This window comes from Nocardiopsis deserti, assembly GCF_008638355.1.
In the GTDB taxonomy this organism is placed as follows: domain Bacteria; phylum Actinomycetota; class Actinomycetes; order Streptosporangiales; family Streptosporangiaceae; genus Nocardiopsis; species Nocardiopsis alborubida.
On record NZ_VWVS01000013.1, the window covers coordinates 90,520 to 103,303 of the forward strand.

10 protein-coding genes are annotated in these 12,784 nt (G+C 71.2%); 4 read left to right on the plus strand and 6 right to left on the minus strand.

The annotated features are described in order from the left end of the window. Window positions 1-517: 517 nt before the first annotated feature. A complete protein-coding gene (locus FYW99_RS17260) occupies window positions 518-2,599 on the plus strand; it encodes a SpoIIE family protein phosphatase (protein ID WP_150253056.1) in 2,082 nt (693 codons plus the stop codon). Window positions 2,600-2,965: 366 nt separating this feature from the next. Continuing rightward, complete coding sequence (locus tag FYW99_RS17265) at window positions 2,966-4,669, plus strand: RNA polymerase sigma factor (protein ID WP_150253057.1); 1,704 nt, start codon at window positions 2,966-2,968, stop codon at window positions 4,667-4,669. A 418-nt stretch (window positions 4,670-5,087) separates the two neighbouring features. On the opposite strand, the gene yaaA is transcribed toward FYW99_RS17265, so the two are convergent. After that, window positions 5,088-5,828, minus strand: coding sequence for a peroxide stress protein YaaA (yaaA, locus tag FYW99_RS17270; RefSeq protein WP_150253058.1), 741 nt, complete (start codon window positions 5,826-5,828; stop codon window positions 5,088-5,090). 209 nt (window positions 5,829-6,037) lie between these two features. Beyond that, the gene (locus tag FYW99_RS17275; RefSeq protein ID WP_150253059.1) at window positions 6,038-6,766 is read right to left on the minus strand and encodes a hypothetical protein; all 729 of its coding nucleotides are present in this window, start codon (window positions 6,764-6,766) and stop codon (window positions 6,038-6,040) included. Between the two features lie 157 nt (window positions 6,767-6,923). On the opposite strand from FYW99_RS17275, the gene FYW99_RS17280 reads away from it, so the two are divergent. Then, on the plus strand, window positions 6,924-7,601 hold the full coding sequence (locus FYW99_RS17280; protein WP_150253060.1) for a GNAT family N-acetyltransferase: 678 nt from the start codon (window positions 6,924-6,926) through the stop codon (window positions 7,599-7,601). Window positions 7,602-7,647: 46 nt separating this feature from the next. Here FYW99_RS17280 and FYW99_RS17285 read toward each other — a convergent pair whose 3' ends face one another. Continuing rightward, window positions 7,648-7,866: a DUF7455 domain-containing protein gene (locus tag FYW99_RS17285; RefSeq protein WP_013154321.1), complete on the minus strand. Its 219-nt coding sequence runs from the start codon at window positions 7,864-7,866 to the stop codon at window positions 7,648-7,650. A 355-nt stretch (window positions 7,867-8,221) separates the two neighbouring features. Between FYW99_RS17285 and FYW99_RS17290 the strand changes: the two genes are divergently transcribed. Then, complete coding sequence (locus FYW99_RS17290) at window positions 8,222-10,327, plus strand: DNA gyrase/topoisomerase IV subunit B (RefSeq protein WP_150253061.1); 2,106 nt, start codon at window positions 8,222-8,224, stop codon at window positions 10,325-10,327. A 9-nt stretch (window positions 10,328-10,336) separates the two neighbouring features. On the opposite strand, the gene FYW99_RS17295 is transcribed toward FYW99_RS17290, so the two are convergent. The 3 genes from FYW99_RS17295 to FYW99_RS17305 form a co-directional block, all read right to left on the minus strand. Continuing rightward, the gene (locus FYW99_RS17295) at window positions 10,337-11,479 is read right to left on the minus strand and encodes an L-cysteine desulfhydrase Cds1 (protein ID WP_150253062.1); all 1,143 of its coding nucleotides are present in this window, start codon (window positions 11,477-11,479) and stop codon (window positions 10,337-10,339) included. 172 nt (window positions 11,480-11,651) lie between these two features. Further along, entirely contained in the window at window positions 11,652-11,978 is a 327-nt protein-coding gene (locus FYW99_RS17300; RefSeq protein WP_017565283.1) for a tetratricopeptide repeat protein, read from the minus strand. A gap of 210 nt (window positions 11,979-12,188) precedes the next feature. Next, window positions 12,189-12,716, minus strand: coding sequence for a beta-class carbonic anhydrase (locus tag FYW99_RS17305; protein ID WP_150253063.1), 528 nt, complete (start codon window positions 12,714-12,716; stop codon window positions 12,189-12,191). Window positions 12,717-12,784 lie beyond the last annotated feature (68 nt).

A 12,784-nucleotide genomic window follows, 5' to 3' on the forward strand; every position in this document is an offset into this window, starting at 1 on the left:
TCACTTGTTCTGGACGGAGTGTCAACCCCTCTCCCGGCACGCTGTTGATAAAACCTCCGGGACGCATCGTTTACCCGAACACCAGCATCATCGCAGTTCAACAAGGCGAAAAGGGTGTTTCGGGCACATAACGTCCCTGGCCCCGAGTGGTGAACGCAAACCTCCCGCGAACACCCATCGCCGGGAATTGGCGGAAAACACGCAGCCGAAACACCTCGTCCGCTGTGACGCGACCGGCGGGTGGCTTATTGTTTACCTTCCACGTCCGCGGACGGCGTCCCTCCACGACGGCCGTTGCGCGTGGACGGCTGTGTCTTATGCTTGAGCCGTGACAGCGGCCGAGAGGAGTCATCGAGCGTGACTCCCGGGAGCCGCGGAGCCCCCCGATCACCTTCGGCGCCGCGCGACTTCCGGCTTTCACGCCATGGGCGGCCGGTCGACAGGGGCCGCGCGGCCCAGGCAGCACCCCCCAACGAAACACGGCTGGGGAATCGACGGTTCCGGAGGTGTCGAGCAGTTGAGCGCCGAGACGTCCATTCCGCCGCCCCGGGTCAGCAGGGCGGAACTTCCCGACGCGGTCAGATCCCTCCTCACCGACTCCCCGATCGGGTTCGCACTGCTCGACCCCGACGACCTCCTCGGCACGATCAACCAGCGCCTGGCCGCCGACGTCCTGGGGCGCGCCCCCGCCGAGTGCCTGGGCTGCGACCCCGGCGACCTGCTGGAGGAGAGCGGCGACCACGACGCGGCCGCCGACCACCGGACCCGCCTGGCCCAGGTGCGCGAGAGGGGGCGGACCGTCCGCGGACGCCACCGCACCCCCGCGGGGCAGCTGTGGGACCTGACCTGGTTCCCCGTCACCGAACCGGGCACGGACGAGGAGTACGTCGCCCTCATCGCGGTCCCCGGCGGTGACGGGTCCGAACCCGTCGACGACGGTGCCGCCGTGCGCCGCGACGAGCAGCGGCTGCGCGCCCTGCTCCAGGCGGGCAACCAGATCGTCTGGGCCGCCGGACCCGGCGGCGAGATCCGCGAGGACTGCCCCCAGTGGCGGGCCGTCACCGGTCAGGAACTGGAGCACTACCTGGGCCGGGGCTGGCTCGACGCCCTCCACCCCGAGGACCGTCCCCGCGTCGAGCGCGCCTGGGAGGACTCCGTCCTCGACGTCACCCCCTTCGACGCCATGTTCCGCGTGCGCACCCGCTCGGGCGGCTACAGCCACTACCGGGCCAGGGCCCACCCGGTCATGGAGGGCACGCGGACCGCCGAATGGGTCGGCACCCTCGCCGACATCACCAACGAGCGCGAGGCCGACGAACTCCGCCAGCGCCTCAACCAGCAGCTCAGCGAGGCGGCCATGCGCACCGCCCGCCTCCAGAAGGCCACCTCCGACCTGGCCGAGGCGCTCACCGCCGACGAGGTCGTCAACGCCATGTCCGAGATCGGCCGCTCCGGGGTGGGGGCCGACCACACCTGCGTCGTGCTGCTGGACCGCGACCGCCTGCGGCTGCGCACCATCGCCGCCGCGCACGCCCACCAGCTGCCCCGCTCCTCCTTCCCCGCGGACCACCCCGACATCGCCGCCCTGGCGGTCGCCGACCGGCTGCCCCGCCTGGCCGCCAACCCGGCCGAGCTGGGCGCGCTGTTCGACGGAGCGCCCGAGGTCGACGAACTCGTCGGGTCCACGCCCGAGCGGGCCTGGATCGCGCTGCCGATGATGACCGCGGGGCGCCCCATCGGCGCGCTGCGCTTCGCCTTCTCCACCCCGCGCGAGGTCTCCGACGACGAGCGCGTGTTCCTGGAGGCCCTGGCCGGGCAGTGCGCGCTGGCCATCGGCCGCGCGACCCTCTACGAGCAGGAGCACAGCACCGCCGAGGAGCTCCAGCGCAGCCTGCTGCCCGAGGAACTGCCCGAGGTGCGCGGCGTGCGCCTGGCCGCCTACTACCGGTCCGGGTCGCAGAACGTGCAGGTCGGCGGCGACTGGTACGACGCCTTCCCGCTGCCCGACGGACGCGTCGCGGGGGTGCTCGGCGACGTCATGGGCAAGGGCATCCCGGCCGCGGCCGGCATGAGCCGCATCCGCAACGCGCTGCGCGCCCTGGCCTTCTCCATGCCCGAACCCGCCGACGTCCTGGCCGGCCTGGACCGCATGTTCTCGGCCACGGAGGGTATGGACCAGGTCACCACGCTGGTCTACTTCGTGCTCGACCCGGTTACCGGGCAGCTCGACCTCAGCAACGCGGGACACCTCCCGCCGCTGGTCGTGGCGGGCGGCGCGCGGCCGTCACTGCTCGACACCGAACCCGACACGCCGCTGGGGGTCAGCTCCCCGAGGGGCCACCACAAATTCTTCGTCCAACCCGGTAACACTGTCGCCCTGTACTCCGATGGACTGGTTGAGAACCGCAAACGGTCCGTCGACTCCGGACTCGACGAGCTCGTCCACGTGGCGTCCTCGGCCCCTTCGGAGGTGGTGGGCGATCCACAGCAGATGCTGGAGTACCTTGTTGAGAGCATGCTCGATGGGTATGAGCAGGACGATGACGTCACTCTGCTCGCCGTCCAGCTTCCGGTGATCGACTCCGTGTCGGAGCGATAGTGCCGGTTCGAGGCGAACTGGTGGACACCGGTCTGTGGCGGACCGGTGCGCACCGGTCCGCGCCGTGCCGGTGGACCGGCGGTAGACCGATGACAGACCGTACGAACAAGTCCATTGCCTTGCCTACAGTGAAGAAGCCGTTCCGCCCCGCGATGCAGGGGTGATCCTCTGCGGGGGTGACCTCCAGGAGCGCATACGCTGGACGGGGACGACCCTGGAGAGCGCATACGCTTGAAAGACCAACGGCTTCCCCGCCCCAGTGGGGACGATCCCAGGCCGCAGGTGGGAGAGGGCGCAGTGCCCGGTCCCGGCCAGGCGGACCACCGGGTCCGACAATCTCGCCACACGTCCGTTCGAGAGGTGTTTGTGTCATCTGCCAGTTCGACTCGCTCGAAGCAGTCCGAGTCACTGCAAGAGCCCGTCATTCAGCAGCTGATCGAGCGTGGGCGGTCCCAGGGCTTCCTTGAGCCCGAGGACGTGCGCCGTGCCTTCGAAGAGGCCGAAATCCCGATGTCGCAGGCGCAGTCCGTGCTCCGCAGCCTCGCGAAGGAGGGCGTGACCGTACTCGTTCCCGAGTCGGCCTCCTCCCGGCGCAAGGCACCGCGGCGCAAGGCGGCGGCCACGCGGTCCACCTCGACCAGGTCCACCAAGACCACCGCGGCGAGCAGGGCCGCCAAGCCCGTGCGCGCGGCGGCGGCCCAGGAGCAGACCGAGACGGTCACCGCCGTGGTCGGCTCCGTCGAGGACACCGAGGGCGACGCCAGCAAGGCGGAGAAGAAGCCCGCGGCCAAGAAGCCCGCCAAGAAGGCGGCGCCCAAGAAGACCGCGGCCAAGGCCGCCAAGACCACCGCGGCCAAGGGTCCGGCCGCCAAGGCCACCGGCCTCAAGGCCGCCGCCACCAAGAAGACGGCGGCCAAGGAGATCGGACTCGCGGCGGACGGCGAGTTCGACGAGGACGAGGACGGCCTGGACGACCTCGAGCACACCGGCGCCGAGCTGGAGCTGGTCGAGGACACCCCGGACCCGGCGGACAAGGACCTCAAGCCCGCCAAGCCCGAGGCCGTGGGCGCGCCGGCCAAGCCCGCCAACGAGGACGAGTCCTTCGTCCTCTACGACGACGATGACGACGCCCCCGCGGCGCAGGTCGTGGCCGCGGGTGCGACGGCGGACCCGGTCAAGGACTACCTCAAGCAGATCGGCAAGGTCCCGCTGCTCAACGCCGAGCAGGAGGTCGAGCTCGCCAAGCGGATCGAGGCCGGCCTCTTCGCCGAGGAGAAGCTGGCCGAGGAGGCCGAACTCCTCACCGTCGAGCTGCGCGACGAGCTGGAGTGGATCGCCGAGGACGGCGGCCGCGCCAAGAAGCACCTGCTGGAGGCCAACCTCCGGCTCGTGGTCTCGCTCGCCAAGCGCTACACCGGCCGCGGCATGCTCTTCCTGGACCTGATCCAGGAGGGCAACCTCGGTCTGATCCGCGCGGTGGAGAAGTTCGACTACACCAAGGGCTTCAAGTTCTCGACCTACGCCACGTGGTGGATCCGCCAGGCGATCACCCGGGCCATGGCCGACCAGGCGCGCACCATCCGCATCCCGGTGCACATGGTCGAGGTCATCAACAAGCTGGCCCGCGTCCAGCGCCAGATGCTCCAGGACCTGGGCCGCGAGCCCACCCCGGAGGAGCTGGCCAGGGAACTCGACATGACCCCCGAGAAGGTCGTCGAGGTGCAGAAGTACGGCCGCGAGCCGATCTCCCTGCACACCCCGCTGGGCGAGGACGGCGACAGCGAGTTCGGTGACCTCATCGAGGACTCCGAGGCGATCCAGCCGGGCGAGGCGGTCAGCTTCACCCTGCTCCAGGAGCAGCTGCACTCGGTGCTGGACACCCTGTCCGAGCGCGAGGCGGGCGTGGTGTCCATGCGCTTCGGTCTCACCGACGGCCAGCCGAAGACTTTAGACGAGATCGGCAAGGTCTACGGGGTCACCCGTGAGCGCATCCGGCAGATCGAGAGCAAGACGATGTCGAAGCTCCGCCACCCGTCGCGTTCGCAGGTGCTCCGCGACTACCTGGACTAGATCCGCCCAGGTGGTCGGCCGGTCGGCGGCTGTGACCGCTGACCCGCGGCCGAGGAGAACCGGGTCGGTCCCGGGTCCGCGCCCCTGCCCGAAGGCGGGGCGCGCTGACCCGGGACCGGTGCCCCCGGGTCCGCGCGGCTGTGGCGACGTCCGCGTGTGCCGGAGCAGCCCCCGTTGGTGCTCCGGGGTGCCAGTCGCGCCCGGGAGCGTCCTTTCTCCCAAGCGCTGTGTCATCCATCCGACGGTGTCCATCGTGCCGCACGTACTGTAGGTGCGGCATAAAGTCGCGATACCGAGTCGTTATGTGACGGGGAGTGGCCTCCGGCTGCTCCCCGTTTCCGTGTGCCCGAGGGGCTGCTCCGGGCGCACGCGGACGGGCGCGGATCCGCCGCCGCGGCCCGCGCCCGGCTGCCGTCCCTCAGTCGCGGACGACGACGTTCAGGACGCGCTGGTCGGGCAGTTCCACGGTGTGCCCGAGGTCGCGCAGGGCCGACACCAGCTCCTCGGGGGTGGCGGCGTCCACGCCCTCCAGCAGCAGGGAGCGGGCGATGTCGCCACGGGTGGCCTTGGCCATGTGGCTGACCACCGTGCGCCTGGCGACCCCGTCCACCGTGCGCTCGCGTAGCACCCTGACGGCCACGCCGGTGCCCGGAGCGTAGGCGGCGGCGTAGGTGGACGAGCGGCAGTCGACCAGGAGCTGCCCCCCGGTGAGCTCGTCCAGGGGCGCGGCGGCCGCCCGGCGCCAGTAGGAGCCCAGGCCGCCCAGGGGCGGCAGCTTCACGCCCATGGACAGGCGGTACGGGGGCAGCCGGTCGGCGGGCCCGACCACGCCCCACAGGCCGGAGAAGATCAGGACCCGGGCGTCGGGGATGTCGGGGAGGCCGAGCCGGTCGTAGAGCACGCCCGTGTACAGGTCGGCCGCCCGCAGCGTCGGCGCGGTGGCCAGGTCCAGGTTGCGCTTGAGCGCGTCGGCCTGCCTGGCGCTGATCCCCAGGGTCTCCAGCGCGGTCTCCTCGGGCCCCGAGCACAGGTCCGCCAACGCCGCCATGACCCGCTCGCGGGCCCCGGTCAGCTCCGGAAGGGTCAGCGTCCCGAGGTCGAGACGGGGCCCCTCGCCGGAGGCGGCCTTGCCCTCGGACGGCGGCAGCAGGATGAGCATGGTGGAACTTCCCAGGTGGAGGCGGTGGTCGGGTACCCGCCCATGCTAGGGCGTGTTCGGTGGACGCTGCCCGTCGCGAGCGGCGCATCCAGTGCGGCTCTCGCAAGGCCGAAGAAGGAGTCATCCTGGTTTGGCTGTCGACTGATGAGAACGCCGCGAGGGTTGTGTTGGGGCGTCGCGCAGCAGGGTATGTGTCCGCCGGACATGCCCTAAGGCGTGTGCGGGGATGGCGTCCGGCGCCGGAGGACCTGGACGGCGAGGGTGACGAAGGCGACGCACAGCAGGACGTCCAGGGCGGTGCCCGCGAGGCTGAAGCCCTTGAGGATGCCGTTGGCGTGCAGCGCCATCGACAGGACGCACAGGAAGCGGACCGGGCCCACACAGCGGGTCGCGAGCAGCCCCGCGGCCAGGAGCACCCAGCCCAGGTTGGGGGCCCACACCAGCGCGTACACCACGTGCGCACGGGGATAGAGGTACTCGACGAACGCGGTGGCCAGCTCCGGGGAGTGGGCGCCGGCGAGCTGGAGGGCGACGAAGTTGGCGCCCTCGAAGAAGGCCGCCGCCATCAGGCCGAGCAGACACACGATCCCCGCAGCGGCGCCCAGCGCGGGCCGGGTCCCGGCGATCGCGGTGGCCAGTCCGGCGAAGGCGGGCACCAGGAACAGCAGCCCGGCGAACCAGAGCCCGTACCCCCAGGTCATCTGGCCGGGATCACTGGAGTACGCCGCGATCTGGTCCGGGAAGTAGAAGTGGTGCGGCGCCTTGGCCAGCTCGCCCGCCAGGAGCAGCGGCGGAGCAGCCGCCAGCGAGACGGCGGTCGGCCAGCGGCCGGGGAGGGGGCCGGGCACGGGGGCCTCGGCCCGTCCCGGCAGGTCGCGGAGCAGGGCCGTCCTCAGGGGGCCGGACGTGGAAGGGCCCTTTCGGGAAGTGGAGCGCATGCCGTCATCCTCGGTGCCGGGAGGATGCCGTGTCAGGAACGCTGCCACGACGGTCCGCCGGGTGCCCACACCCCCCGGGCGCCCCTATCGGGGGCGCGCCTTCGGGCGCCGTGAGCCCACCGGATAGTATCGGCGGCTTCGGGAGAGGGGAGCGGGCGTGCACGAGTGGGCGCGGCGGGTGACGCGGGACTGGCCGCCGTTCGAGGTGGAGGAGCGCGGCGGCTGGCGGTTCGGCTTCGCCGAGGGGATCACCAAGCGCGCCAACTGCGCGCTCGTACTGGACCCGGACGCGCGGGTCGCGGAGGTCACCGCCTACTACACCGGGCGCGGGCTGAGGCCCTGCGTGCAGGTGTGGCCGGGCGAGGAGGAGGTCGACCGGAGGCTGGCGGAGCACGGCTACGCGGTGGTGGAGCCCTCCCTGGTCCTGGCCCGCGACCTCGGTGGGCGCCCCGAGGCCCCGGGCACGTCCTCGGTGTCCACCTCACCCGGACCCGGGTGGCCTGCTCCCGAGGCCGCGCGCATCCTCGGCCGGGTCGACGCCGCCTACGGGGTGGCCGAGCGGGGCCTGGGGCGGGGCGCGGCGGTACTGGACGGGGAGTCGGTGGCGGTCTGCGCCATGTTCACCGACCCCGCGGCGCGCGGACGCGGCGTGGCCGCCGGGCTGCTGGCCGACCTGCTGCGCTGGGGGCACGACCGCGGCGCGCGGCGGGCCTACCTGTGCGTGGTCGCCGACAACGTCCCGGCGCTGCGGCTGTACGGGCGCGCGGGGTTCGCCGAGGTGTCCCGGTACCACAGCCGTGTGTGGGAGGGCTCGCACGAAGGCGGCGGCTCCTGAGGGGAGCCGCCGCCGGTGTTCAGGCCTGTTCTGTTGTGCTCTGTGGCTAACGCTCGTCCGTCTTGCTCTCGGTGAGCTTGTCGGTCTCGTCCTGGATGTCCGAGGCGATCTTGCGGAGAGAGTCGTCGTGCTTGCGCATGTGGTGGGCGCAGAACAGCAGCTCGCCGCCGGAGTTCAGCAGCACCCGGACGTAAGCCTGCGCACCACAGCGGTCGCAACGGTCAGCAGCCGTCAGCGGCTGGGTGGGGGCAAGGGTTCCAGTCACTTCGCCATCCTCAATACTCGGCGTTAGTCACCTCTGACAACATTTAACCCGACCAGGACGTTCCCAACCTGGTCCCGTGTACGCCGACAGCGGAATCTGCCTGGTTGATGCCTGGATGTCGTCTCATGTCCTTGTTGTACCCGCCTCTTGGCTCTGCATCCCAGGAAAAGGGGAGCATCCGGGTCGCATCCACCGGAGGTGGTAGTCTCGCGCGGGGCAGGCCCCCGTCCTCCCGCCATGTCCCGGCGGTAGCAAGCGACCGGCACGCCGCCCCCCCATTCGTCAGTGCGGCGCGGTACAAAGGGCACGCACCGCACAGCGCCCTGATGGCCCTGAAGACGCAGGAGATGTCCGAGTGACCGCCTTGACCGCAGCCATCCACGACCCCGAGGATTACTCCGCCCGACACCTGTCGGTCCTCGAAGGTCTTGAGGCGGTGCGCAAACGGCCGGGCATGTACATCGGGTCCACCGACAGCCGCGGCCTCACCCACTGCATGTGGGAGATCATCGACAACTCCGTGGACGAGGCCCTGGGCGGCTTCTGCCTCCGGATCGACGTCACACTGCACTCCGACGGGTCCGTGTCGGTGAGCGACGACGGACGCGGCATCCCCGTGGACGCCGAGCCCAAGTCCGGCCTGTCCGGTGTGGAACTGGTCATGACCAAGCTCCACGCGGGAGGCAAGTTCGGCTCCGGCTCCTACACCGCCTCCGGCGGCCTGCACGGCGTCGGCGCCTCGGTGGTCAACGCCTTGTCGGCCCGCGTGGACGTCGAGGTCGACCGCCAGGGCCACACCCACGCGATCAGCTTCCGCCGGGGCATCCCCGGCCGCTTCGCCGGATCCGGCCCCGACGCCGAGTTCACGCCCGTCTCGGGCCTGGAGCAGGTCCGCAAGGTGGCCCAGAAGATCACCGGCACCCGCGTCCGGTTCTGGCCGGACATGCAGATCTTCCTCAAGGACGCCGACATCGCCCGCGAGGCGCTCCTGGACCGGGCCCGCCAGACCGCGTTCCTGGTGCCGGGGCTGACCATCTCCGTGCGCGACGAGCGCGTGGAGGGGGAACCCGCCTACGAGGAGGAGTTCCGCTTCGACGGCGGCATCGGCGAGTTCTGCACCTTCCTGGCCCCCGACGAGCCGGTCAGCGACGTGCTGCGCATCCAGGGCAGCGGCAACTTCACCGAGACCGTCCCGGTCCTGGACGACGCCGGGCACATGGTGCCCGCCGACGTCGAGCGCCGCCTGGACGTGGACGTGGCCCTGCGCTGGGGCACGGGCTACGACACCACCGTGCGCTCCTTCGTCAACGTCATCGCCACCCCCAAGGGCGGCACCCACATCAACGGCTTCGAGCGGGCCCTGGTGCGGGTGATCAACGAGCAGCTGCGCACCACCAAGCTGCTGAGGAACAGCGACGACCCCGTCACCAAGGACGACACCCAGGAGGGGCTCACCGCGGTCGTCACCGTCCGTCTGCCCGAGCCCCAGTTCGAGGGCCAGACCAAGGAGATCCTCGGCACCTCCGCGGCGACCAGGATCGTCTCCCAGGTGGTCGGCAAGGAGCTGCGCGAGTTCCTGACCTCCACCAAGAAGGTGGAGAAGGCCAGGGCGCGCAGCGTCCTGGAGAAGGTGGTCGGCGCCGCCAAGGCCCGCCTGGCCGCGCGCCAGCAGCGCGAGACCCAGCGGCGCAAGACCGCCCTGGAGAACTCGGCGCTGCCCGCCAAGCTGGTGGACTGCCGCAGCGAGGGCCTGGAGCACAGCGAGCTGTTCATCGTCGAGGGCGACTCGGCGCTGGGCACCGCCAAGCTGGCCCGGGACTCGGAGTTCCAGGCGCTGCTGCCGATCCGGGGCAAGATCCTCAACGTGCAGAAGTCCTCGGTCACCGACATGCTCAAGAACGCCGAGTGCGCGGCCATCCTCCAGGTGGTCGGCGCCGGCTCGGGGCGCACCTTCGACATCGACGCGGCCCGCTACGGCCGCATCATCCTCATGGCCGACGCCGACGTGGACGGCGCGCACATCCGCTGCCTGCTGCTCACGCTCATCTACCGCTACATGCGGCCGATGCTGGAGGCCGGGCGGGTGTACGCGGCCGTGCCGCCGCTGCACCGCATCGAGCTGACCAACACCCGGCGCAAGCGCGGCAGCAAGCCCGAGGACCGCTACATCTACACCTACTCCGACGCCGAGCTCTCCCGCACGCTGCTGGACCTGGAGAAGCGCAAGATCTCCTGGAAGGAGCCGGTGCAGCGCTACAAGGGCCTGGGCGAGATGGACGCCGACCAACTGGCCGAGACCACCATGGACCCGCGCCACCGCACCCTGCGCCGGATCCGGGTGGAGCAGGGCGAGGAGGCCTCGGCCGTGTTCAACCTGCTGATGGGCAACGAGGTCGCCCCGCGCCGCCGCTTCATCCAGCAGGGCGCCCAGGAGCTGGACGTGGCCCGCATCGACGCCTGACCGGGTCCCTCAGGGGGTCTGGGGCGGTTCCCAGACCCCCTCGGCGAGGAACCGGTCGATGGTCGCGCGGTAGGGCTCCGGGTCCAGTCCCCGCTCCGACACCCAGGCGTCGTTGTAGTAGCTGTGCTGGTAGCGTTCGCCGCCGTCGCAGATCAGGGTGACCACACTGCCCCTGCGCCCATCACGGAGCATCCTGGCCACCAGGTGCCACACACCCCACAGGTTGGTGCCCGTGGAACCTCCGGCGGATAGCCCGGTGCGGTCGTGCAGGTGGCGCATCGCGGCGATGCTCGCGGCGTCGGGCACCGGCATCATCAGGTCGATCACCGACGGCACGAAGCTCGGCTCCATGCGGGGGCGGCCGATTCCCTCGATCCGGGAGGGCATGCCCGTGGCGTAGTCGGGCGCGCCGGTGACCCAGCCGGGGAAGAACGCCGAGTTCTCCGGGTCCACCACCGCCAGCCGGGTGCCCAGGCGGCGGTAGCGCAGGTAGCGGCCGATGGTGGCGGAGGTGCCGCCGGTGCCCGCGCCCACCACGACCCACTCCGGGCACGGGTGGCGCTCCATGGCCAGCTGCTCGAAGATCGACTCGGCGATGTTGTTGTTGCCGCGCCAGTCCGTGGCCCGCTCGGCGTAGGTGAACTGGTCCATGTAGTGCCCGCCGGTCTCGGCTGCCAGCCGCTCGGCCTCGGCGTACATCGCGGGCGGGGCGTCCACGAAGTGGCACCTGCCGCCGTAGCGCTCGATCAGGGCGATCTTCTCCGGGCTGGTCCTGCGCGGGATGACCGTGATGAAGTCCAGGCCGACCAGTTGGGCGAAGTAGGCCTCCGACACCGCGGTGGAGCCCGAGCTGGCCTCCACGATGGTGGTGCCCTCCCGGATCCACCCGTTGGCCAGCCCGTACAGGAACAGCGAGCGTGCCAGCCGGTGCTTGAGGCTGCCCGTGGGGTGCACGGACTCGTCCTTGAGGTACAGGTCGATGCCCCACTCCGGCGGGAGGGGGAACACGTGCAGGTGGGTGTCGGCCGAGCGGTTGGCGTCGGCGACGACCCTGCGTACCGCCTCGTCCGCCCAGGAGCGGGCGCTGTCGTCGCACCGGTCCACCCACGGGGTGTCGTCGCCGGGCCGCGGACCTGTCGGTGAGGATGCCATGCCCAGCAGCGTAGTCCGCACACGGGAGAGGCCGGGCCCAGAGGGGCCCGGCCTCGCTCCTGCCCCGGACGGGGTCTCCGGCCGGTCCGGCCGCGGGGGAGCGGTTCGGGGACGAGGGGTTTCCCGGCCCGGTGCGCCCGCGCACGCGGGTGCGGTGGCCGGGGGAGGCCGCTCAGTCCAGTGAGCCGCCGGACATCACCGCGTGCATGCGCCGGTAGGTGGCCGCCTCCTCGTGGCGGCTCTGGCGCTCCAGCGTGCGCGCGAGGGCGATGTGCGCCCAGTTGTCCACCGGGTCGAGCTCGATGATCCTGCGGAAGGTCCGCTCGGCCTTGTTGAGCTGCGCGGAGTGGAAGTAGGCGCGGCCCAGCAGCTCCAGCAGGGAGCGGCTGTCGGGTTCGTCCTCGACGATCGGTTCGAGGGTGCGGGCGGCGTAGATGGGGTCGCCCAGTTCCATGAACATGCGGGCGCGGTTGAAGGTGTCGTAGGTGTTCTCTTCCACGGTGCTCCTTCCGACGGCGCGGGGCCGTCCCGGATCACAACGGCCGGTGTACCGGTCGCATTCCCTGGTGGGGCGTGTAGGGCGTGTGGGGCGGAGGCGCCGGGAGGAGCCCGCCGGGCCCTCCCGCGTCTCCGGCCCCACTGAAGAGATCCCCGCGCACGTGCGGCGCACACGTGGTCGGCCGCGGTCACCGCCTCCGCTCGGGAGGGGTCACAGGTCCGTCAGGGTGAGCCGGCCGGTGTCCACGTCGTACAGCCCGCCCGCGACCGGCAGGTCCTCGGGCAGCAGCGGGTGGTGGCGGATGCGCTCCAGGTCGTGCCGGAGGGCGCCCAGCTGGTCGTTGTCGGTGTGGAACTCCAGGCTGCGTGTGTCCACCCCGTACTCCTCCTCGATGAGGTCGTGGACGGCGTCGTCGCCCTCTACCGAGGCCATCTTGCACCGGGTGTGCGGCATGATCAGGACCCGGTCCACACCGAGCAGGTACACCGCCAGCACCAGGGTGCGCAGGGTGTCGTCGGTCACGCGAGCGCCGGCGTTGCGCAGGATCTTGGCGTCACCGGGCTTCAAACCGAGCATGTCCAGAGGCTCGATCCTGGAGTCCATACAGGTCACCAGGCCCAGGCCGCGTGCGGCGACGGGTTCGAGCCCAGTGAGGGAGAAGGACTTGGCGTAGTCCTCGTTGGCGGCTAGGAAGTCGTCGAAGACGCCGGAGGGGGTGGTACCGCTGTTGTCGCTCACGTGGAGGCGCTCCCTTGTCCCGTGGTCGCGGACGCGCCGCGCGCACCGGGTGGATCCGGTGCGCGCGG